Origin of the sequence: Gordonia phthalatica (genome assembly GCF_001305675.1) — a bacterium.
GTDB lineage: Bacteria > Actinomycetota > Actinomycetes > Mycobacteriales > Mycobacteriaceae > Gordonia > Gordonia phthalatica.
Window position 1 is genome coordinate 257,051 of sequence record NZ_CP011853.1, and the last position, 23,929, is coordinate 280,979.

The window sequence follows — 23,929 nt, forward strand, 5'->3', positions numbered from 1 at the left end:
TGCACTCGACCCTGAGTTTCATCTGAGGAATTGCCATGTCTTCGCAGGTAAACCCCTTGGCAGTACGGGAATCGGCCTCTACCGACGGTAGGCTGAACGCCATGACTGCCAAGTACATCCGCATCGCTGCTGCAGCCGGCGCCCTCGCTGTCGCGGTGGGTGCGCTCACCGCGTGCAACGATTCGTCGACGGCGAGCGCGCCGATCGGAACGGAGCCAGTCACCACGACCTCGATGCCGGGATCGGCGTCGCTGAAGTCGTCCGAGGCGTCGGCGTCCGCGTCGTCGGCCTCGCAGGAGGCGTCCAAGCAGGCGGCCGACGGTGCGTCGAAGGCGAGCACCTCGCTGCCGGCGACCAAGCCGAACACGTCCACCACGCCGCCCGGGACCTTCCCGGGTGACAAGCAGCCGCCGTCCGGTGTCAAGCTGTCCGCCAAGGACAAGGCGTATCTGAGCGACCTGAAGAGGCAGAAGGTGTCGTTCATGGGAGACGACGACAACAACGTCGCGCTCACCATGGGTCACTACGTGTGCGACGCGAAGGCACAGAAGGCCGACCCGATGCTGGTGAAGGCCTATGTCCGCGCCGCGATCGGTCCCATGACCAAGACCGACGCTGAAGCCAACGCCAAGTCCGACAAGGTGATCGCGGCGGCAGAGAAGAACCTGTGCTGAAGTTCCGTCGACTGCGGCGGTTGCTTCTGGTGGTCCTCGCCCTCGCGGTGGTCGCCGTCATTCTGATCGGCTTCCTCCTGTACCAGCTGTTCAAGCCCGCTCCGGTGCCTCCCCATCCGGGACCCGGCCCCACCACCAGCGCACCTCCCGGCCACGCCGACGCACAGCCGGCCGACTGCCCGGACGTGCTGACCCTGGTGATTCCGGGCACGTGGGAGTCGAAGGCGAACGACGATCCGCTGAACCCGACCGCCAATCCGAAGTCGCTGATGCTGCGTGTCTCGTCACAACTGCAGCAGAAGTATCCGGAGTCGCGGACCGAGGTCTACACGGTCCCGTACAAGGCGCAGTTCCGTAACCCGACCAACCTGGCCGACCGTCAGGCGGACTACAACGATTCGCGCCGCCAGGGCACCACGCGAGCCAAGAACAAGATCGCGAAGACCTACAAGCACTGCCCGCTGACGCACTACGTGCTGATGGGCTTCTCCCAGGGCGCCGTCATCGCGGGCGACATTGCGAGCGACATCGGTAACGACCGCGGTCCCATCCCCGCCGCCGACCAGGACCTGATCCTCGGCGTCGGACTGATCGCCGACGGCCGACGACAGCCCGGCGGCCAGCAGGACGTCGCGCCGAGCCCCAAGGGCGTCGGCACCGAGGTCGCCCTCGGTGGATTCGGCAGTCTGGTCCCCGGCATCACGATGACCGGAGGCCGCAGCGGCGGCTTCGGCGACCTGACAGACCGCGTGTACTCGATCTGTGCACCCGGTGATCTGATCTGCGACGCCCCGACCGTCACCGATCCGCTGCAAGCCATCTCGAAGCTGGCCAATGCCGCGAACAACCCGGTCCACGCGATGTACGCGACTAAGAAGTACTGGAAGTCCAAGGACGGCGGACAAACTGCCACGCAGTGGATGTTCGCGTGGTCGTCCCGGCTGATCTCGTCGGCGCCGAAGCCCAAGCACACGTGATCCGGTGACGTCGTCCGACGACTCCCGTCGCCGAGATGCACACCACAGCAAGAATGCGCGTTCCTGCCGGTCAGCTTGGGTATAGGGCGTCCCTGCGATAGCCTTTTCAGGTTGGGGTCCCATGCGTGGACCGCGGATCGATCAGGAGTGAAGCTTCGTGACGACTGCCAAAGACTCGTCGACGCACAACGCCGACGGACTTCGGAAGTTCCGATTCGGCGCGGGCGGCGAAGGCAACAAGGACGAGGGCGGTGCCCGCAAGTTCGTCAAGCTGGCGCAGACCGCCGAAGAATACGGGTACGACACCTTCGCCATCCCGGACCACCTCGGCAACCAGGTGGGACCGCTCGCCGCACTCGGTGCGCTGTCGCAGGCCACCAGCACCATTCGTCTTGCGACCTCGGTCCTCGCGAACGGCTTCCGCCATCCCGCGCTCCTCGCCAAGGAGGCGACCACCATCGACGTCCTGTCGAAGGGCCGCTTGGAACTGGGCATCGGCTCCGGCTGGATGAAGGAGGAGTTCGACAAGGCGGGCATCCACTTCGGCACGCCGGGTGAGCGGATCCGTCGCCTCGACGAGGCGCTCACCATCCTCGATCGCCTGATGCGCGGCGAGACCGTCGACTACGACGGCGAGTTCTACCAGATCAACGCGCTCGAAGGCTCGCCGCGGCCGCGGCAGGGGCCGCGCCCGCCGATCGCAGTGGGCGGAGGCGGCCCGAAGATGCTGGCCCTCGCGGCCAAGCATGCTGACATCATCTCGGTCGCCACCGGCACCACCAAGGACGGCAAGCTGCGGCTGTCGGACATGACGATCGAGAAGACCGTCGAGCGCGTCGACCGGATCCGCGAGGCCGCCGGCGACCGGTTCGACGAGATCGAGTTGAACTGGACCATCGCGACCATCGTCATCACCGACGACCGCGAAGCCACCGCGCAGATGGCGCTGAACGCGCTGGCGCAGGGCTACCCGCCGAACATCGCCCGCGATGTGGAGCTCTCGGTGGACGACATCCTGTCGTCGCCGTATCTGGCTTTCGGTTCCTTCGAGGAGATCGCGGAGCAGATCCGCGAGGTCCGTCGCCGGACCACCATGAGCTACGTGGGAGTGTTCCCCACCCAGATGGATGCTTTCGCACCTGTCATCCCGCTTCTGCGGGGAGAGTAAACTTACCGAGGTTTTGACGTTCGGCGAGCAGCACCGGTGTGCTGGGAGAGCCGTGCGGAAGACGTGACGCAGACCGTGCATGGCAGTGCGGATACAGGAGTTATTGGATGCTGAATACCGAGTTCGAGCAGTTCCTCGACGAGACCGGCAACCTCCACTTCACGGAGGACGCGACGCTGGTCGACTACGTCGAGCGCAACGTGCGTGAGCAGGCCGACACCCTGGCCTACCGCTACCTCGACTTCAGCCGTGAGCGCGACGGTGAGCGCATCGACCTCACCTGGGCGCAGTTCGGCAAGCGTTTGCGCGCTGTCGCGGCACGCCTCCAGCAGGTGACGAAGCCCGGCGACCGCGTCGCGATCCTCGCGCCGCAGTCCCTCGAGTACGTCATCGGCTTCTTCGCCTCGCTGTACGCCAGCAACATCGCCGTTCCACTGTTCAGCCCGGACGAGCCCGGTCACACCGACCGTCTGGTGGCGGTCCTCGCCGACTGCGAGCCCGCCGCGATCCTGACCTCGACCAAGTCGGCCGAAGCCGTCCGCGACTTCTTCTCGGACCGTCCCGCCAAGGACCGTCCGCGCGTCATTGCCGTCGACGCCGTGCCCGATTCGGTCGGCTCCAGCTGGGTGCCGCCGACCGCCGGCCGCAACAACCTGGAGTCGGTGGCCTACCTGCAGTACACCTCGGGCTCCACTCGCGTGCCGGCCGGCGTCGAGATCACCTACGAGGCCGTCGCGGCCAACGCCCTGCAGATCTACGACTGCATCGAGATCGACCGCAACGCCCGCGGCGTCACCTGGCTGCCGATGTTCCACGACATGGGCCTGTTGACGGTCATCCTCCCGGCCCTCGGCGGCAAGTACGTCACGATCATGAGCCCGCAGGCCTTCGTCCGCCGTCCGGGCCGCTGGATCCGCGAGCTCGCCGCGGACGACGATCGCGCGCCCACCTACGCGGCCGCCCCCAACTTCGCGTACGAGCACGCCGCGATGCGCGGACTCCCGCGTGACGGCGAGACCCTCGACCTCTCGAACGTGATCGGCCTGATCAACGGTTCCGAGCCGGTCACCGTCAGCTCCATGCGCAAGTTCAACGAGGCCTTCGCCCCGTACGGACTGTCGTCGAAGGCCATCAAGCCCTGCTACGGCATGGCCGAGGCCACGCTCTTCGTGTCGGCGACGCAGCGCGACAACGAGGCGCTCATCAGCTACGTCGACCGCGATAAGCTCAACGCCGGCGAGTTCGTGCCGGTCGAAGAGGGCACCGAGGGCTCCGTCGCCCAGGTCTCGTGCGGTCAGGTGGCGCTGAGTCAGTGGGCCGCCATCGTCGACCCGGAGACCGGGGCCGAGCTGCCCGACGGTCGCGTCGGCGAGATCTGGCTCAACGGCCTCAACATCGGCGAGGGCTACTGGAACAAGGACCAGGAGACCGTCGACACCTTCCACAACACCATCTCCCAGCGCCTCGAGAGCGGCACCCACACCGAGGGCGCGCCGTTCGACGGTCGTTGGATGCGGACAGGCGACTTCGGCGTCTGGTACGAGGGTGAGCTGTACATCACCGGTCGCGTCAAGGACCTGGTGATCGTCGATGGCCGCAACCACTACCCGCAGGACCTCGAGTTCAGCGCGCAGGAGGCGTCCTCCGCACTGCGCCCCGGCTTCATCGCCGCGTTCGCGGTGCCCGCCAACCAGCTGCCGAAGGAAGTCTTCGACAGCGGTCACAGCGGCCTCACCTACGACGCCGACGACGCGTCGGAGCAGCTCGTCGTGGTCGCCGAGCGCGGCCCGGGCCGCAAGTCCGATCCGCAGGAGATCGCCGACACCGTCCGCGCGGCCGTCGCCGGTCGCCACGGAGTCATGGTTCGCGACCTGCTGCTGGTCCCGGCCGGCTCCATCCCGCGCACTTCGAGCGGCAAGATCGCCCGCCGCGCCACCAAGGCCGCCTACATCGACGGATCGCTCCGTGGCGGCTACCAACAGACGGCATTCCCCGACGCCGACGCCTGAGACGACGATGAGCCCGGCAAGTCACCCGAAGTGACCTGCCGGGCTCGTTGCTATCCGTCGCGTGTCGCGGCACAAATAACGAATTGATTACCACCCCCGGTAGGCTGATGAGTGATGTCTGAAACTGAAAACACTGCGTTGACGGAGAGCACGGGCTCGAACGGCGAGACCGTCGGTGATCTGACCGTCGAGGATCTGCGTGATTGGCTGCGCGACTGGGTCTCGAAGGCGACCGGTGTGGCGGCCGATCAGATCTCGGACGATCGTCCGATGGAGGAGTTCGGGCTGTCGTCCCGCGACGCCGTGGCCCTGGCCGCCGACGTCGAGGACTACACCGGGGTCATCCTGACGGCGACAGCGGCCTACAACCATCCGACCATCGCCATGCTCGCCAAGCGCATCATCGAGGGCGACCCCGACGAGGGGCTCGACCTCGACGACGACCGCTTCTGGGAACGCGAGCGGTCCGCAGACGACGACATCGCGATCGTCGGCATCGCGACGCGCTTCCCTAAGGGCGGTGACACCCCCGAGTCCACGTGGGACGGACTCATCGGCGGGGTGGACGGCATCACCGACCTGCCCGACGACCGCTGGCTGGAGTTCAAAGCCGACCCGCGGCTGGCCGGGGCCATCGAGAACGGCAACGTCAAGGGCGGCTACCTCGACGACGTGAAGGGTTTCGACGCCGACTTCTTCCAGATGAGCCCCCGCGAGGTCGAGAACGTCGACCCGCAGCAGCGGCTCGCACTGGAGCTCACGTGGGAGGCGCTGGAGCACGCGCACATCCCGCCGAGCGACCTGCGCGGCGGCCAGGTCGGCGTCTTCATGGGCACCTCGACCAACGACTACCAGATGCTCGCGACCCTCGGGCTCGGCGAAGGCGCGTCGGAGACCGCCGCCTACGCCCTGACCGGCACCGCGACGTCGATCATCGCCAACCGCGTCTCGTACTTCTTCGACTTCCACGGCCCGTCGCTCGCGATCGACACCGCGTGCTCGTCGTCCCTGGTGGCGGTCCACGAGGGCGTCCGCAGCCTGCGCGGCGGCGACTCCGACGTCGTCATCGCCGGCGGCGTCAACATGCTGATCACCCCGGCCGCGACCCTCGGCTTCGACCAGATCGGCGCCACCGCCGCCGACGGCCGCATCAAGGCCTTCTCCTCGGACGCGAACGGCATGATCCGCGCCGAGGGCGGCGGCGTGTTCGTCCTCAAGCGGATGGCCGATGCTCGCCGCGACGGCGACACCGTCCTCGCGGTGATCGCGGGCAGTGCTGTGAACTCCGACGGCCGCTCCAACGGCATCTTCGCGCCCAACCCCGACGCGCAGGTCCAGGTGCTGCGCGCGGCCTACGCCGACGCCGCCATCGACCCGCGGACCGTCGACTACGTGGAGGCCCACGGCACCGGCACCGTCCTCGGCGACCCGATCGAGGCCGACGCGCTCGGCCGCGTGGTCGGCCGCGGACGCGACCCGCAGGCTCCGATGCTGCTCGGCTCGGCCAAGACCAACTACGGCCACATGGAGTCCGCGGCCGGTGCGGGCGCCATGGCCAAGGTGGTGCTATCGCTGCAGCACGACCGCCTCCCGGCATCGCTGAACTACGTGGGCCCCAACCCATACATCCAGTTCGAGGCCACCAACCTCCGGGTCATCACCGAACCCACCGAGTGGCCGCGCTACTCGGGTCACGCCATCACCGGCGTCTCCGGTTTCGGCTTCGGCGGCACCAATGCGCACATCGTGATCCGCGAGGTCCTGCCGTCCGATTACGCCGATCCGTCGGCCGCTGCGGTCGAGGCAGTCCCGGCCGCACCCGCCGTCGACGCTGATGATTTCGACGATGACGAGGACTTCCTGACCGAGGCCGAGCGCGCCGTCCTGGCCGCGCAAGCCAAGAAGGCCCCCGAGCCCGAGCCGGTCGCCGAGAAGGATCCGGCCGAGGGCTTCGCGCCCGCCGCCGTCCCCGGCGCCGTGGTCCCGCTGGTGATCTCCGGCTTCCTCGCCTCACGCCGTCGCAAGGCCGCCGCCGACCTCCTCGAGTGGCTGGAGTCCGACGAGGGCCAGGCCACGCCGCTGGTCGAGATCGGGCGCGCCCTGGCGCACCGCAACCACGGTCGCACCCGGTCGGTGGTCATGGCCCGGACGATGGAGGACGCCGTCAAGGGCGTCCGCGCCGTCGCCGAGGGCAAGGCCCTGCCGTTCGTCTACACCTGCGACTCGCCCGACGCCGCGTCGGCCGTCTGGCTGCTGTCGGGCTTCGGTTCGCAGCACCGAAAGATGGGCAAGCAGCTCTACCAAGAGAACCCGGTGTTCGCGAAGTACGCCGACCGCGTCGACGCGATCATCCAGCGCGAACTCGGCTACTCGATGGTCGAGATCTTCCTCGACGACGCACAGACGTATGCGATCGAGACCGCGCAGATCGGCATCTACACGATTCAGGTGGCGCTCGCCGACACGATGCGCCACTACGGTGCCGAACCCGGCGTCTTGGTTCCGCACTCGATGGGTGAGGCGTCGGCCGCGTACATCAGCGGCGGCCTGTCGCTGGAGGACGCGACCCGCGTCATCTGCCAGCGCTCGCGTCTGATGGGCGAGGGCGAGTCGATGCTCGAGGGCGACGACGTCCGCTACATGGCGCTGGTCGAGTACAGCGCCGACGACATCCACGGCGTCCTGGCGAAGTACCCGGACCTGGAGATCTGCGTGTACGCTGCGCCGACCCACACGGTCATCGGCGGACCCGTCGATCAGGTCGACGCGATCGTCGCGCACGCCGAGGCCGAGGGCAAGCTCGGGCGCAAGCTGCAGACCAAGGGCGCCAGCCACACCTCGCAGATGGATCCGCTGCTCGGCGAGCTCTCGTACGAGCTGACCGGCATCGAGCCGCTCCGCACGAACATCGGCTTCTACAGCTCGGTGGACCGCGAGGAGTTCTACCGCCCGGGCAGCACCGTCCACACCATCGAGTACTTCTTGAAGGGCCTGCGCCACAGCGTCTGGTTCGCGCAGGCCATCGCGAAGTCCGTCGAGGCAGGCCACCGGACGTTCGTCGAACTGTCGCCGAACCCCGCGGTCCTGATCTCCGTCGCCGCCACCACCTTCGGTGCGGGCGTGCACGACGCCGAGCTGGTCGAGACGCTGCGTCGCAAGGAGGACGAGAGCTACGGCTTCGTCAACGCCCTGATGAAGCTCTACGTCCACGGGCACCCGGTGAACGTCGCGTCGCTCTTCGGCACCGGCCCCGATCAGAAGTACGCGCCGATCCCGCGCACCCGCTTCGAGCGCAAGCCGTACTGGATCGACGCGACCATCGCGAGCGGTTCGGGCGCGGGCAGCGTCCCCGGCGCGCACGTCGCACTGCCCGACGGTCGGCACGCGTGGGAGGTCAACGCCTCCGCCGTCACCGATCCGCGCGAACTGGTCCTGGCTGCGGCCAAGCACGTCCTCGGTTCCGACGCGGCGGTCGTCGCGGTGGAGTCAGTCGCGGCCTTCCCGTCCGACGGCACCGTCACCACCACCCTGACCCGTCACCCGGGCGGCGCGGCCGTTGCCGTGCACGCGGGACCGCAGGGCGGCTTCGCGCTGCTCTACGAGGCGGCCGTCACCGGTACCGCGCTCGCGAAGCCTGCGGTCGACGCCGCTCCGACGCCGACCCCGGAGGAGGCCGCGAAGGCCTCCGGTCTGGTCGACGACAAGCTGGTCGTCGAAGACGAGGTCGTCGACGACATCGGCAACAAGTGGGACCCGGAGTCGGGTCAGTCGGTCGGTGACCGCCTGGCGATCATCGTGGGCGAGTCCATGGGCTACGACCCCGAGGACCTGCCGCGCGAGATTCCGCTGATCGAGCTGGGTCTGGACTCGCTGATGGCGGTCCGCATCAAGAACCGCGTCGAGTACGAGTTCGACATCCCGCAGCTCCAGCTGCAGGCGATGCGCCAGGCCAACCTGACCGACGTCGAGAAGTTCGTCTCCTTCGCAGTCACGCACCGCGACCAGCTCGACGACCTCGACAAGGCCACCGGCGGCGGCGAACTCGACACCGCCGCGCTGAACGCGTACATCGACGAAGAGCTGGCGAAGGATGCGGCCAAGGCCGCTGCGGCTCCGGAGCCCGAGGCCGAGCCCGAACCCGAGGCCGAGCCGGAGCCCGCGCCGGCTCCCGCAGAGCCTGCACCTGCGGCTCCCGCCCAGCCGAAGGCTGAATCTGTCGCCGAGCCGAAGGCACCCGCTGCCGCGCCTGAGAAGACCGACCTCACCGACCAGGCCGCCGTCGCGGAGGCCGCGGGCTCGGACGTCCCGCCGCGTGACGCCGCGGAGCGCTTGACCTTCGGCGCCTACGCCGTGGTGACCGGCAAGTCGGCAGGCGGCATCTTCAACAAGCTGCCGGTCCTCGACGAGGAGACGGCCGAGAAGCTGACCGCGCGCATCAACGAGCGCACCGGCGGCGAGGTCGACATCGAGGACATCCTCGACTCGGAGACCATCGAGGAGATGTCCGACTACGTCCGGCAGCAGATGGACGACGCCGCCGACGTCGACGGCTTCGTGCGCTTCCTGCGCGTCCCGAAGGGCGCCGACGGCAAGTCGAAGCATGTGTTCGACGTCACCGCGGGCGACCCGACGCCGATGCTCGTCTTCCACCCCGCCGGCGGCAACACCTCCGCGTACGAGGCTCTGGTGAAGCGGCTGCCGGAGGACATCCCGGTGATCGGCTTCGACCGCGTCGAGGGCACCATCTCCGAGCGCGTCCGCCAGTACATGCCGAAGCTCCGCGAGGTGCAGCCGCACGGACCGTACGTCCTGGTCGGCTGGTCGCTCGGTGGCGCTCTCGCCTATGGCGCCGCACAGGTGCTGCGCGAGGAGGGCGAGGAGATCTCCTTCGTCGGACTGATCGACGTGGTCCGGCCCAGCAAGGACGTCCCGGACACCCCGGAGAACAAGCGGGCCCGCCTGGAGCGCTGGAAGGCGTTCGCCGTCAAGACCTACGGTCTGGACGAGAACATCCCGGTGCCGATGGATCGCCTCGTGGAGGCCGACGACGACGAGCAGTTCAACATCATCATGGAGATGATGTCGATGTCCGACGCCAAGATCCCCGGCGGCATCATCGAGCACCAGCGGACATCGTTCATCGACAACCGCGCGCTGACCAGCATCAACCCGTCGCACTACGGCGGCAAGGTGGTGCTGTACCGCGCCGACAAGATGCACGACGGCGCCATCGAGCTGGAGCCGCAGTGGGCCGAGATCGACGAGGACGGTCGCTGGGGCGAGGTCGTCGACGATCTGGAGATCCTGCACATCGGCGGTGACCACCTCGGCATCGTCGACGAACCTCACGTCGCGAAGGTCGCCGCCGACCTCGCTCGACGCATGTCCGAACTCAATACCGAGAAGTGAGAAGGTACCTGGCGTGACGGAGACCAACGCGGGCGCGAACTCGGCCCCGACCACGACGGCCGGCAAGCTGGCCGACCTGCGCGAGAAGTTGGAGCTGGCTCAAGAGCCCGGTGGCGACAAGGCGCGTGCCAAGCGCGCCAAGAAGGGCATCCTCTCGCCGCGTGAGCGCTTGGAGCTGCTGTTCGACGCCGGTACGTTCGTCGAGGTCGGTGCGCTGGCGAAGATGCCGGGCGCCGGTGAGACCGGTTACGGCGACGGCGTCGTCACCGGCCACGGCCTGGTCCACGGTCGTCCGGTCGCCGCGTTCAGCCACGATCAGACCGTCATGGGCGGCACCGTCGGCGAGATGTTCGGCCGTAAGGTGTCGATGCTGATGGAGTGGGCGGGCAAGCTCGGTTGCCCGATGGTCGGCATCAACGACTCCGCGGGCGCCCGCATCCAGGACGCCGTCACCTCCCTCGCGTGGTATGCCGAGATGGGGCGCCGCAACGACCTCCTGTCCGGTCTGGCGCCGCAGATCTCGGTGATCCTCGGCAAGTGCGCCGGCGGCGCCGTGTACACCCCGGCCAACACCGACATCCTGGTCGCGGTCGAGGACAAGAGCTACATGTTCGTCACCGGCCCCGACGTCATCAAGCAGACCACCGGCGAGGAGATCTCCGCGGAGGACCTCGGCAGCGCCCACAACCAGGCGCGCTGGGGCAACATCCACCACATCGCGCCCGACGAGGCCGCGGCGTTCGAGTGGGTGCGCGAGTACCTGCAGTACATGCCGTCGAGCGCCCATGAGGAACCGCCGATCATCAACCCGGGTCTCGAGCCGGAGATCACCGAGTCGGATCTGAGCCTCAACACGTTCATGCCGGACAACGACAACGCCGGTTACGACATGCGCGACATCATCATCCGGCTGTTCGACGACGGCGCCTTCCACGAGGTCGCCGAGCTGTTCGCGCCCAACATCATCACCGGCTACGCCCGCGTCGACGGCCGCAGCGTCGGCATCGTCGCCAACCAGCCGAACGTCATGGCGGGCACCATCGACACCGACTCGTCGGAGAAGGCCACCCGCTTCGTCCGCATCTGCAACGCCTTCAGCATTCCGCTGATCTTCCTGGTCGACACCCCCGGCATCCTCCCGGGCCTCGCCGAGGAGCAGAAGGGCACCATCCGTCGCTCCGGCAAGTTCCTGTACGCGTACGTGGAGGCCGACGTCCCGAAGATCACCGTCGTCCTGCGCAAGGCCTACGGCGGCGCGTACGCCGTGATGGGCTCCAAGCAGTTGGGCGCTGACATCAACTTCGCGTGGCCGACGGCCAAGATCGCCGTGATGGGCGCCGAGTCGGCCGCCGCGATCCTGACTCGTCGTCAGACCGAGGGCCTGTCGGCGAACGACGCCGACAAGGTGCGCCAGGACTTCATCAGCTTCTACAACGCGATGATGGCGACCCCGTATCTCGCCGCCGAGCGCGGCTACATCGACGCCGTCATCGAGCCCGCGGAGACCCGCCTGCAGCTCCGCAAGGCGCTCGCGCAGCTCCGCGACAAGCAGGTCCTGCGCAACCCGCGCAAGCACTACCTGATGCCGATCTAGCTGCTGAGTCCGTGCTGAATGCCCTGTTGCTGATCGAGTAAGCATCCGAGCGGAGCGAGGACGCGCATCGAGATCGCCGCGGGCTGGGTCGCCTCAGCCGCCCCACACCGCCCGCGCACCGCTGTCGCCGACCAGGATCACCATGACGAGGGCGGCGATCGCGAGGGCGGCGGTCGCGACGCGGACGACGACGTCGAGCACCGCAAGGGCTTTCGGCGACAGCGGGAGTCGGTCGGTGACGACGGGCAGACTCAGCAGCCACAGCAGTGCGACGAGGCCGAACAGCGGTCCGACGAACAGGATCAGCTCGTCGCCGAGCGCGGTGTGCTTCTCCATCGCGTCGGTGGGCGGGAGCGTGTGTTCCAGCGCCTCACCCGCACTCGTGGTGATCGGCAGGACGATCAGCGTCACAAGCGCGAAGATCGACGGGAACACGCCCAGGCGCGTGCGGGCGCGGGGCCACAGCGCGACGGCCAGCGCGACGACGCCGGTGGCGAGCACGCCGACGATGGCGAAATGCACGAGGAGCGGATGCGCGGGCAGTCCGTTGATGGTGTCCATGCGATGAGGTTACGGCCCGTCGTACCGAATTCCTCTGCTCCACAGGACATTCGCAGCGACTTGCCGGAAACCTCCCGGGACGACCGGTAAGCCCCGGCATACCTTGCTTGCCGGTCTCCGGAAAGACGGCGATCATGAACAGATGACAAGCGACGAGACGGCGAGCCGCGCCTCCGAGCACGGTCACGAGCCGCACGCGACCGGCCTCAACAGCCGACTCAACTGGCTGCGCGCGGGGGTCCTCGGCGCTAACGACGGCATCGTCTCCACCGCGGGCATCGTCGTGGGCGTGGCGGCGGCGACGGTGGAGCGCGGGCCGATCTTCACCGCGGGCATCGCCGGACTCGCGGCGGGCGCGGTGTCGATGGCGCTCGGTGAGTACGTCTCGGTCAGCACCCAGCGCGACACCGAGGCCGCCATGCTGGCGCAGGAGAAGTGGGAGCTGGAGCATCAGCCCGACGCGGAGCTCGCCGAACTCGTGGACATCTACGAATCCAAGGGCATGACCACCGAGACCGCCGAGCGCGCGGCGACGGAGATGAGCGAGAAGGACGCCTTCGCCGCGCATGCCGAGGCTGAGCTCGGGATCGACCCCGACGACCTCAGCAGCCCGTGGCAGGCGGCGTTCTCCTCGGCCGTGTCGTTCACCGTCGGCGCGCTGCTCCCGCTGATCGCGATCCTCATCCCGCCGCCCACCTGGCGGATCCCGGTCGCCGTCGTCGCAGTCCTGGTCGCGCTCGCGCTCACCGGAGCGCTCGGCGCGTACCTCGGCAGGTCGTCGCCGTGGCGGCCGACACTGCGCATGCTGATCGGCGGCGGCATCGCCATGGCGGTGACCTACGGGATCGGATCCCTGGTGGGCACCGCCGTCGGCTGACATCCGGCCCGCTGACATCGGGCACAATGGCGGCCATGTACTTCATCGTCGTCAAGTTCCAGGTCAAGCCGTCCAGCGCCGACACCTTCCCCGAGGCTGTCGCCGACTTCACCGCGGCCACCCGAGCGGAGGAGGGCAACCTCTGGTTCGACTGGTCGCGCAGCCTCGAGGACCCGAACGAGTACGTGCTCGTCGAAGCCTTCACCGACGAGGGCGCCGGCCCGCACGTCTCCAGCGACCACTTCGCCAAGGGGCTCGAGGCCATGCGGCCGCACCTCGTGTCGACCCCGAAGATCATCTCCCGCCAGATCGACGGCGACGGCTGGGACGCGATGGGGGAACTGCAGGTCGACTAGGCGTCACGCTTATGCCGTATTCCTAACCCCTATACCGGGTCAGGAATACGGCACAAGCGTTTCAGCGCATCCGCAGCGCCCGACCCCAACTGATCTTGGCGCCGCTGTAGAGGACGCTGTGTCGGTAGATGCGGGCAGCGACCCAGATGCTGCCGGCCGTCGCGGCGGCCATGAGCAGGGTGGGGCCGACGGCGCCGAGCAGCGTCAGCTCGCCGAGGGCGATGCGGATCGGGACCGTCGAGATCGAGAACGGCGGGATCCACGTCAGGTAGCCGGCCAGCGCGGTGCCGGGGTTCAGCACCACGAACAGACCCGAATAGACGCTGACGAACGCGAACATCGTGACCGGCAGCACGGTGCCCGCACTGTCCTCGATCCGCGAGACCATCGAACCCGCGGCGGCGAAGAGGGCGGCGAAGAACAGGTAGCCGAGGATGAAGCCGACTAGAGCGATCGCGGCCGTCGACAGGGCGAGCGTCGGCAGCGTCAACAGTCCGGTCGCCACGGTGGTGATCAGCGCGGCGGCCCCGATCAGCACCAGCTGCAACAGGCTCACCAGACCGATCCCGATGATCTTCCCGGCCATCAGCTGACCGGGTCGCACGGTGGCGAGGAGGATCTCCACGATGCGCGACGACTTCTCCTCGATCACTCCCGTCGAGACGGCGGGGCCTGCCTGCATGATCGCGTACGTCAACAGGATCAAGCCGACCATCGCGATGACGATCCGCTCGCCGACCTCACGGTCGGGGGCGTCGTTCGCGCGCTCCACCGAGACCGCGGACGCGGCGGCCAGCGCGCGCGGATCGACGTGCGCCGCGGCCAGCGCCGCCTGCACCTGTGCGGCCTGCAGACCGCCGCGGATCGTCGCCTGAAGGCCGTCGGAGAGGTCGGACCGGCTGTAGACGGTGACGGCGCCGCGGTCCACGATGACGGCGACCGCTGCCTTCTCCGTGTCGATGCGGGCCCTGGCCTCCTCGGCGGAGGCCTCGGTGATCGTGACCGGGCTGCCGAGACGACTGCCGGTCTCGGTGATCGCGGCCTCCTGAGCAGCGGAGAGTCCGGAGGCCACGACGGCGGTGGTCGACGGCGTCGTCGGAGAGGACTGGTGATCGACGATCAACGACAGCGCGATGCCGCCGCCGACGGCGATGAGCAGCATCAGCGCGGTGCCGACCTTGAAGGCCTTGGTACGGAGACGGGTCGCGATCTCACGGGTCGCGATCAGGCGGACGGCGGCGACGGCGCCGGTGGACGACGCGCTCATGCGCCGACTCCCTTCGTTCCGGTCTTCGGCGCGTCGTGCGGCGAACCGAGACCCAGGGCGTCACGCCAACTGACGCGGGCGCCGACCTTCAGCACCGAGCGGTGGTAGACGCGCCCGGCACCCGCGACCGCGACGGCACAGACCACCACCATGATCGCGAGGGACCCGACGATCTCCACCGCGGAGGCGCTGCCGTCCGCGATCCGGATCGGTTGGACGCCCGCGGAGAACGGCGGGATCCACGCCAGCCACTGGAACAGGACGGAATCGGGGGAGCCCGCACCGAACAGGACCGCGTAGAAGGTGCCGAGCGCGGCGGTGCTCAGCGGCCAGGTGGTGCCCGCCAACTCCTCCTGCCGAGACAGCATGGCGCCGGTGCCTGCATAGAGGACGCCGTAGAACAGGAAACCGAGCAGCAGCCAGACAGTGGATGCGGCGATCACCGTCCCGGCGACCGCGAACGACGTGACCAGCCCGGTGGCGACGGCCGCCGCCAGCGCGGCGACAGCCGTCAGGAGCGTGCTGCCGAGCATCACCGCGCCCACGCCGAGGATCTTGCCCCACAACAGCCGGGCGGGTTTGACGGTGGCGAGCAGGATCTCGACGATCCGCGACGTCTTCTCCTCGATGACGCCCGTGGCGATGGTGACGCCGCCGCCGAAGACCGTCATGATCAGCAGGATCACACCGAAGATCGCGGTCCGCATCCGGTCCTCGTGCTCGGGATCGACCGGGGTGGGTGCCACGGTGGTGCGGAAGTCGACGGTCGGCGGCGTCAGCGCGGCGACGTCTCCGCCGCCGGCCCGCACGGCGTCGACGACGGCGGCGTCCGCGATTCCACGCCGCAGGGCAGCGTCGAGCGTCGCATCGAGGGTGTCGTTCTCACTGAAGACGCGGTACCCGGCACCGTCGCGCACCAGGGCCGCGTCGACGTCGCCGTCGGCCGCCTTTTGCCGCGCGTCGGTCTCGTCGCGGAACCGGATGCGCAAACCCAGTCCGGTTCCGGCGTCGGTCACCGACTTCTGGACCGTGGCGCTGACACCGGTCTGCGCGACGACGGTCGGTTCGGGGCCGCTGTCCCCGCCGCCGGACAGCGCGCCGTAGCCGATGATGATGCCGACCATGATCACCAGCGTCACGACGGTACTGATCAGGAACGAGCGGGTGCGGATCCGGGTGGTGATCTCCCGTCCCGCGATGAGGGAGATGTCCGACCAGGCGGACCGCTGCTCGCCGCTCACGAGGCGGTCACCACTTCCCGGAACAACTCGGTCAGTTCGGGGGTGGTCGCAGCGAACCGGTGGACCGGGCCGTGAGCCAGGGCTGCGGCCAGGATCTGCTGGTCGTCGTAGTCGTCGGCTACCGATAGGACCGTCGTGGAGTCGTACTCGGCGGCGACGACGCCGGGCAGACCGTCGGCCCATCCTTCGGGTGCGCCGGGGGCCTGCACCTCCAGGTGCACGCCGCCGCTGCGGCGCAGGTCGTCGACGGTGCCGAGCGCCCGCATCTCGCCCTTGGCGATGATGCCGACCGTGTCGCACAGCCGCTGCACCAGGTCGAGCTGGTGGCTGGAGAAGATCACCGGGACGCCCTGCTGTGCTTTCTCCACCAGCACGTCGCTCATCACGTCGACGGCCACCGGGTCCAGGCCGGAGAACGGTTCGTCCAGGACCAGCACGGTCGGGTCGAAGACCAGCGCGGCCGCCAACTGCACGCGCTGCTGATTGCCGAGCGAGAGGTCGGAGACGTTGTCGTCGATGCGGGAGTCGATCCCGAGCCGCTCCATCCAGTACCCGGCCCGTTCCTGGGCGTCGGTCTTCGACAGTCCGTGCAACCGGGCGAGGTAGATCAACTGCTCGCCGACCTTCATCTTCGGGTACAGGCCGCGTTCCTCGGGCATGTATCCGATGCGGCGGCGGGCGTCCGCGTCGACGGGACGACCGTCGACCGTCACCTGCCCCGCGTCCGCGGCCAGGACACCGAGGATGATCCGCATGGTCGTCGACTTTCCGGCACCGTTGGAGCCGACGAACCCGAAGATCTCGCCGGGTTGCACGGTGAAGGTCATGTCGCGCAGTGCGACGAGGTCACCGAAGCGCTTGTCGAGGCCGACGACCGCGAGGCCGCCCGAAGCAGGGGACGTCATTGGTCCCACATTTCTGGAGGCGACCGATCAGGTCAAGGGGACTCGACCGGCCCGACGGTGTCGATCCGGCATCATCTGGATGAACGACACCGTCGGGCGGGTCGGGCCGTCAGTAGCCCTTCGACCGCATCGGCGCCGGGTTGAACAGGCCGCTCACCCGGTGCGTCCCGTGGACCATCTCCGCGGGCTTCGCGTCGACGACCATCGTGTACCGCTCCAGGCCACCCCAGTCGCGTCCCCAGTTGTTCCGCAGATAGGTCGGCACCAGCGTCTGATACAGCAGGCCGTCGGTGATGCCGAGCGGTCCGCCGTTGACGCCGTCCGACCACGTCTGGCTGTTCTTCCGGGTGGCCTCGGCGTCGGGCATGATGCGCCACTCCGGGACCTCGAGGAGGCCGTAGCTGACGGCCATCGGCCGCTGGCACGGGAACACCAGGCCCGGCATCCAGTCGATGAAGACCGGATCGGTGCGGCCGACGACGTCGTTCAGCGTGCGGAGCGTCGGGACGCGCGGCGGGGTGAACGCGACCCACTCCGCCAGGGCGGCGGCGTTGTCGACCACGTTGAGGCGCACCACGTTCGCGCGCGGCGGGGCGTCCTTGAGGGCGAACCGCATCGTGCGCCAGTAGGTGTTCTCCATCGCGTCGTACGGCATCAGGGCCCGGCCCAGCGGGGTCACCGTGCCGTTGGCGGTGCGACGACCGAACTCGGCGGTCAGGGCGCGACCCGGGTTGATGCCGCCGAGGCCGTTGCGGGCCTCGATGGAACCGGCCGCGGCCACGGAGATCAGCGGCTTGTCGGCGGGCGCCTTCCCGGCCTCGAACCCGAGGTCGTACCAGGCGGTGGTGACGTTGTTCGCACCGTTCGCGCGGTAGCTGCCGAGGACCGGGGTCGCCGGATCCAGCCCGAAGGGGAGACGGACGGCGGTCGCGGGCGCGACCGGCTCGGCCTCTTCGACGGTCGTCTCGTCCTCGGTCTCGTCGACGGTGCCCGCGGTGGCGGTGCCGCCGCCCGCGCTCGGCGGGGCGTCCGCCGGGTCCTCCTCGTCGTCGCCGCTGCGCTTCTCTTCCAGCGGATCGATGTAGGTGCCCGCGGGGATACCGTCGGCGGTGAAGCCGACGTTCACTCCGGCGAGCGCCTTGTGCGGTGACGGTGCGGGTCTGCCGTCGACGGCCGCCGGGTGCAGCACCGCGGCGTTGGGGTCGGTCTCGACGAGGACGTCGTTCGCCAGACCGCACTCGTCGCCGGTCAGGGCGCGGACGTTCGACTTCGTCCACGACCAGCTGTCGCGCTGCACCCACGCGCCCTTCGCGAACGACGCGATCATGAACAGCACCATCACGGCAGCGATCACCGGGAGCGGCGAGAACTTGAATCGGCTCAATGCGGTGCGTCGTGCTCCGGTCCGGACCTCGTCGTCGACGTAGTCGTCGCGGAAGTGGTACCAGAGGCCGAACGCGGCGGTCACGAGGGCGAAGAACAGGATGATCCAGCTGATGCGGACGCCGCCGATCGCGACTGGGCGGTCCCAGAACGGGACGCCGTAGCTGCCGACGTACCACCACATGTTGGTGCCTGCGGCGGACACCGCGGTCACCAGGAGCACGGAGGCGGCGAAGAACGTACGGTTGCGACGCGACCGCAGCAGGGCGGGTGTCATCATCGCGACGACGCCCGCGCACAGGGCCGCGCCGATGCCGGCGTAGATGCCGAAGTGATGCGTCCACTTGGTGGGCGTGAACGACATGAAGAACATGGTGCCGATGACCACGGCGATCAGTCGCCACATCGGGCCGCGGGCGATGCCGTTGGGCGCGTGCCGCGACGCGAGGCGGAAGATCGCGATCACCAGCGCCAGGATCATCATCAGGATCCCGAAGCGACGCGGGAAGGTGCCGTCGCCGGTCTGCAGGATCAGGTAGTAGTACCGGACGGGTTCCTGCCACCACTGCTCGGTGGGACCGACGTCGGTCGCGACCTTGTTGCCCTCCAGCAGAGGCGCGAGCGCCTGCGCGTAGAAGATCATGAACAGCACGGCGGTGCCCGCCGCGAGCAGCGGAGCGATCAGCGGCAGCAGGCCGTCGCGTTTGCGGCGGTCGACGATGCCCTTGACCACACCGCGCAGACCGGCCACGAGGGCTGCGGCGGCCATCAGGCCGCCGGGCGCCAGCGCGAGGGTGAACGCGGCGGCGATCGCGGCGATCGCATACGGCAGCAGACGACGCGTGGCGATCGCCCGTTCGACGCACGCCCAGGTCAGGAGGGCGCCGATCGCCTCGGCGGGCTCGGGGCGGATGCCGTTGTTGTAGGGCATCCAGATCGCGAGGAAGACCATCGCGCCGGTCCACACGGCGGCCGGGCTGGTGCGGACCGCGCGACCCAGGCGGGGGAGGATCTCGCGGCTGATCAGCCACCAGCCGAGCAGTCCCAGGAGCAAGGCGGGCAGGCGCAGCCACGGGGTGGCGACCGACAGGTGCGTCATCCACGACAGCACTTGGAAGTGCCATCCGAACGGGTCCTGCGGGACGCCGAAGTAGCGGAAGTAGTTGTCCGCATACCCGGCCTGGTCGGTGATGCGGGCGACGGTGATGTTGTAGCCGTCGTCGGACGTGTTGCCGCCGATCAGCCACCACACGGTCAGGACCGCGAAGACGGCGACGTCGGGGCCGCGGATGGTGAACCAGCCTGCGGGCAGGAAGCGCTTGTGGCCGCGGCCGTCGCGGGCGTCGAGCACACCGAGCGCCAGCAGTGACAGCAGCGTGGCCAGGATGCCGATGATGATCGCGGCCAGCTTCAATGGGGTCGGGGAGTTCACGAAGCGGGTGTCGACGGTCGCGTTCAACGACAGGCCGTCGCGGGGCGCGGTGGACGGCAGGTCCGAGAAGACGCCGATGATCTGCGGACGCATGTCGGCGTCGTCGGTGCGGTAGGAGGTGGAGTCGCCCGCGGAGACGTCCTTGATCGACGCGGTGACGCCGTCACCGTCGCCGGACAGGACGAAGCGGCAGTTCGGGTTGTTCTGTGCGGCTGCGCGGTCCGTGGACAGCAGCACCACGTCGCGGACGATCATGCTGAGCGTCGTGTCGGTGGCGCGCACGAACAGGCCGCGCGCAGTGGCCTGCCTGCCTTGGCGGGGAACGGTGGAGAGCAGCACGCCGTCCTCCTTCGGGAGCTCCCGCGCCAGCGAACACGGCACCGAGGCGTCCATCGACGTGGGTACGAAGGCGACCATCGGCGCGGTCACGTTGGTGACGGCGTCGTTCTGGGGCCAATGCAGCTCGGAGGTCTTCTGATCGATCGGCAGCAGCGGCGTGGCCAGCGCCAACACCAGGCCGAGCATGCCTGCGAGCAGCGCGACCAGCTTGGCGTTGCGGTAGTCGTGGGCCTTCAGCACGGCCAGCGGGTCGCGTCGGCCGGTCTGTTCGGGTGCGTTCACGGTCACCGTTTCCTGACTCGTCTCACGGTCGGTCACTTGGCGGGCTCCAGACGGATCGATCCGTTACGCGACCAGCCCCACGTGCGGACGGATCCGGTCCGCACCTGCGCGGTCACGGCGTCCGGGCGCAGCGGTGTCTGCTTCTCCAGCGAACCCCAGTCGCGATGCCAGTCCTCGGCCAGATAGGTCGGGACCGTCACCTGCGACGTGGTGGCCTCGGTGATCGCCAGCAGACCACCCGACTTCGACGCCATCCACGTCTTGGACTGCGAGTTCGCCGTCACGTAGTCGGGCAGGATCCGCCACTGCGGAACCTCCGCCACGCCGTGCCGGATCGGGAGGGGACGCTGGCACGGGAAGTGTGCGGCCACCGGGAAGTCGATGAGCACGGGAGCCTCGGAACCGACCACCTGCTGCAGCGTGCGTACCTTCGGCGCGCGCGGCGGCGTGATCGCCATGAACTGCATCGGGCCGAGGTTGGTGTCGGCGAGCGACAGTCGCATCACGTCGGCCTTCGCGGGCACCGCGGTCATCGGGACGCGCAGATTGCGCCACGGACGGTTCGCGATCTCCGGACCCGGATCGATCGGAATCACGTCGGGACCGACCTGGGTGAACGTGCCGTCGGGACCCGCGGTGCCGAACTGCACGACCATCTTCTGACCGAACGTCGGCAGGCCGTCGGAGTCGATCGTCGAGACGGCTCCCGCGGTGGCGATCACCAGCAGCGGAGAGGCGTCGCGCGCGGGGAGCTGATACCAGCCGGTGGTGAGGTAGGCGTTGGCGTTGTAGCCGAAGCTGCCGAGCACCGGGGTCGACCTCGGATTCAGGCCGAACGGGAGGAGGGCGTGGGAGCCGTTGACGGTCTCCGGGCCGCGGCCACCGGTGGTGCCCGCCCCCAGGCCGCCGACGACGGCGAACGGCTTCGACGTGGAGCCGCCAACGTGCATCTGGCCGGCGCGGGCACTGCGGGTCTGCGGACTCAGATCGTCGGGAATGCCGGTCGGGCTGAATCCGACCGACTCGCTGCCGGTCAGTGCTCTGGTGGCGGACGCGCCGTCGACCGGAGTCAGGAAGTTCGCGTTGGGATCGGTCTCGACCAGGACTTGGTCGGCCATCGCGCACGGCTGCCCGCGCAGCGCATCGATGTTGTTGGACGCAACCGTCATGGCGGGCTGCCGGATGACGACGGCACGGCCGAACGCCAGGACGGTCGCGATCACCATCAGCGCGGCGATCACCAGCAGCGGCGTCGACGCGACCGCGATGCGACGTCGGTCGGCGGGACTGTCGGGCGCTCCCTCGGCGTGGTGCGCCAGGCCCTTGTTGGTCACGTAGTCCGACCGCAGATGCAGCCACAGGGTGGCGGCCACCGCGACGACGGCGAGGGCCAGCAGGATGCTCGAGACCTCGATGCCGGCGACCACCGGCGCGATGTTGAACCACGGGATGCCGAAGTTGTAGGCGTACGGCCACGCGTTGGTGCCCGCCGAGGCGGCGGCGAGTGCGAACAGCAGGCCCGCGGTCAGCGCCGACAGGTTCCGCAGCGATCGTGCGCTGCTCTGCGCGATGGTGATCGCCGCGAGTCCGGCGAGGGCGGCGCCGAGGGCGGTGAGGACGCCGAACTGGATGGTCCACTTGACCGGCGTGGCGAAGAGCAGCAGGAGGCTGACGCCGAACGCTCCGATCAGCCGCCACGTCGGTGCCGTCGCGACGCCCTTGATGGATCCGCGACGGAGCAGGACCGCGGCGACCAGGAACGCCGCCACGAACATCAGCAGCACCGGGATGCGACGGGCCAGCGCGCCGTCGGGCGTCCCGACCGAGAGGAAGTAGTAGCGGAGGAACTCCTGATGCCAGGGGACGATCGGGCCCGTCTGGTAGCGGACCTTCATCGACTCCAGAACGGTCACCAGGGTCTGATCGCGGAACACGACGACGGCGACGATGCCGCCCGCGGCGGCGAGCGGCGCCAGGAGGGCGACGAGACCGGCTTCGCGGCGGCGTTCGATCAGGATCCGCAGCATCGGGCGGGCGGCGACCAGCAGGATCGCGACACCCACGATGCCCTGCGGGGCCATCGCCAGGGTGAGGGCGGCGACCGTGGCGGCGAGCGCGGCGGGCAGCATCCGACGACGTTCGATCGCGATCTCGGTGGCCCACCAGGTCAGGAGCGAACCGAGGACGATGATGCCCTCGCCGCGCAGACCCGAGCAGAACGGCAGCCAGAAGGCGAGGAACACGGCGCCCGCGGTCCAGGCGGCCCACGCGTTCTTCGCGACGGCGTCACCGAGCCGCGGCAGGACGACGCGGGACAGCAGCAGCCACGAGGCGACGCCCGCCGCCAACTGGGGCAGATGCATCCACAGGATGGTCGGGGACACCTGGGACCACAGCGCGAGGAAGCTGTAGTACCAGTCGAACGGCGCCTCGGCGATGCCGAAGAAACGGTAATAGTTCGACATGTAGCCGGCCTCACCGGCGGTCCGGCCCATGTTCAAGATGTAGCCGTCGTCCGGGGCGCCCGCACCGAGGACCGTCCACAGCAGCAGGACACCGCTGACGGCGATGTCGGAGAGCTTCGGCCGCAGTCGGGACAGCAAAGATCCGCTCCGCCGCGACAATCCGCCGCGATATCCGTGGATCCGGTCCAGGCACCACAGCGCGAACAGCGCGATCAGGGTGGCCAGCACCGCGATCACCATCGCGAGCACCTTCATCGGGGTCGCGTGGCTCTCGTACCGGTTGTCGATCTCGATGTTCGCGCGCAGGCCCTGGCCCGCCGCTGCGAGTTGTTCGCCGGTGAGCGACGTGAACAGGCCGTCGACCTGCGGGCGGGTGTCCGGGGGCAGGATCGTCGCCGGGGCCAGTCCGACGAACTCCGCACCCGTCGCGCCGACCGACGAGAAGACGTGCAGGGAGCGGCACTTGCCCGCGGCGATGTCCGCGCGGGAGGCCGTGGCGGCCAGGTTGCTGCGGAACAGGACCGACACGCTGGTCTCGTTCGCGGTGATCATCAGCGCCTTGTTGGTGGACCGCTCCGCGCCCGGCGCCATCGTCGACAGGATGCTCGCCTTGTCCGGCAGTGTCGCGAGGACCGCGCAGTCGATGCTGATGTCGATGCTCTTGGCGCTCTGCGCGATCAACGGCGCGACGACCGACGGGTCGTTCGCATCGAGGTTCTGCCCCTGCGGCCACGAGATGGCGGCCGACGTCGTCGACACCGGCAGCAGCGGCGTGAGGACCGCGGCCAGCACCGCGATCACACCGGCGACCACCGCCAGCAGTCGTGCGGTCCGGGCCGACAGCGGGCTCGACCGAAGGTCGGAGGCGTCGTCGGCGGCGGTGTCGCGATCTGCGTCAGGCGGAGTGGCGGTGGGGTCTGGCACGCCCTCTGACGTTAGTCGACCTGCGGTGCAAGGACTAACCGACGAGTAGGGTCCGGCCGAATCGGT

The 23,929-nt window shown here is 68.9% G+C and carries 14 protein-coding genes; 8 read left to right on the plus strand and 6 right to left on the minus strand.

Annotated features, from left to right (window positions below):
* Positions 1-101 precede the first annotated feature (101 nt).
* The 6 genes from ACH46_RS01170 to ACH46_RS01195 all read left to right on the plus strand — a co-directional run bounded on the left by ACH46_RS01170 (position 102) and on the right by ACH46_RS01195 (position 11,831).
* A complete protein-coding gene (locus ACH46_RS01170; RefSeq protein ID WP_062391325.1) occupies positions 102-674 on the plus strand; it encodes a DUF732 domain-containing protein in 573 nt (190 codons plus the stop codon).
* Positions 668-1,651, plus strand: coding sequence for a cutinase family protein (locus ACH46_RS01175; protein WP_062391326.1), 984 nt, complete (start codon positions 668-670; stop codon positions 1,649-1,651). Before ACH46_RS01170 ends, ACH46_RS01175 begins: the two co-directional genes overlap by 7 nt.
* Before the next feature lie 157 nt (positions 1,652-1,808).
* The gene (locus tag ACH46_RS01180) at positions 1,809-2,819 is read left to right on the plus strand and encodes an LLM class F420-dependent oxidoreductase (RefSeq protein ID WP_062391327.1); all 1,011 of its coding nucleotides are present in this window, start codon (positions 1,809-1,811) and stop codon (positions 2,817-2,819) included.
* Between the two features lie 107 nt (positions 2,820-2,926).
* Entirely contained in the window at positions 2,927-4,828 is a 1,902-nt protein-coding gene (gene fadD32 / locus ACH46_RS01185) for a long-chain-fatty-acid--AMP ligase FadD32 (RefSeq protein ID WP_062391328.1), read from the plus strand.
* A gap of 114 nt (positions 4,829-4,942) precedes the next feature.
* Positions 4,943-10,237: a polyketide synthase Pks13 gene (pks13, locus tag ACH46_RS01190; protein ID WP_062391329.1), complete on the plus strand. Its 5,295-nt coding sequence runs from the start codon at positions 4,943-4,945 to the stop codon at positions 10,235-10,237.
* Between the two features lie 13 nt (positions 10,238-10,250).
* Entirely contained in the window at positions 10,251-11,831 is a 1,581-nt protein-coding gene (locus ACH46_RS01195) for an acyl-CoA carboxylase subunit beta (protein WP_062391330.1), read from the plus strand.
* A 93-nt stretch (positions 11,832-11,924) separates the two neighbouring features.
* Here ACH46_RS01195 and ACH46_RS01200 read toward each other — a convergent pair whose 3' ends face one another.
* Positions 11,925-12,392, minus strand: a complete 468-nt coding sequence (locus ACH46_RS01200; protein WP_062391331.1) for a DUF2231 domain-containing protein — start codon at positions 12,390-12,392, stop codon at positions 11,925-11,927.
* Positions 12,393-12,534: 142 nt separating this feature from the next.
* On the opposite strand from ACH46_RS01200, the gene ACH46_RS01205 reads away from it, so the two are divergent.
* Positions 12,535-13,269 (plus strand): VIT1/CCC1 transporter family protein, encoded by a 735-nt coding sequence (locus ACH46_RS01205; protein WP_062391332.1) that lies wholly within the window; start codon positions 12,535-12,537, stop codon positions 13,267-13,269.
* 35 nt (positions 13,270-13,304) lie between these two features.
* Complete coding sequence (locus ACH46_RS01210; protein WP_062394809.1) at positions 13,305-13,625, plus strand: putative quinol monooxygenase; 321 nt, start codon at positions 13,305-13,307, stop codon at positions 13,623-13,625.
* 61 nt (positions 13,626-13,686) lie between these two features.
* Here ACH46_RS01210 and ACH46_RS01215 read toward each other — a convergent pair whose 3' ends face one another.
* From ACH46_RS01215 to ACH46_RS01235, 5 genes are all read right to left on the minus strand, one after another.
* Entirely contained in the window at positions 13,687-14,892 is a 1,206-nt protein-coding gene (locus ACH46_RS01215) for an ABC transporter permease (protein WP_062391333.1), read from the minus strand.
* On the minus strand, positions 14,889-16,133 hold the full coding sequence (locus ACH46_RS01220) for an ABC transporter permease (protein WP_062391334.1): 1,245 nt from the start codon (positions 16,131-16,133) through the stop codon (positions 14,889-14,891). Before ACH46_RS01220 ends, ACH46_RS01215 begins: the two co-directional genes overlap by 4 nt.
* Positions 16,130-17,038, minus strand: a complete 909-nt coding sequence (locus ACH46_RS01225) for an ABC transporter ATP-binding protein (protein ID WP_062391335.1) — start codon at positions 17,036-17,038, stop codon at positions 16,130-16,132. Before ACH46_RS01225 ends, ACH46_RS01220 begins: the two co-directional genes overlap by 4 nt.
* 109 nt (positions 17,039-17,147) lie before the next feature.
* Entirely contained in the window at positions 17,148-20,480 is a 3,333-nt protein-coding gene (locus tag ACH46_RS01230; RefSeq protein ID WP_417935266.1) for an arabinosyltransferase domain-containing protein, read from the minus strand.
* Between the two features lie 26 nt (positions 20,481-20,506).
* Positions 20,507-23,863, minus strand: a complete 3,357-nt coding sequence (locus tag ACH46_RS01235; protein WP_082399302.1) for an arabinosyltransferase domain-containing protein — start codon at positions 23,861-23,863, stop codon at positions 20,507-20,509.
* Between the last annotated feature and the right edge of the window lie 66 nt (positions 23,864-23,929).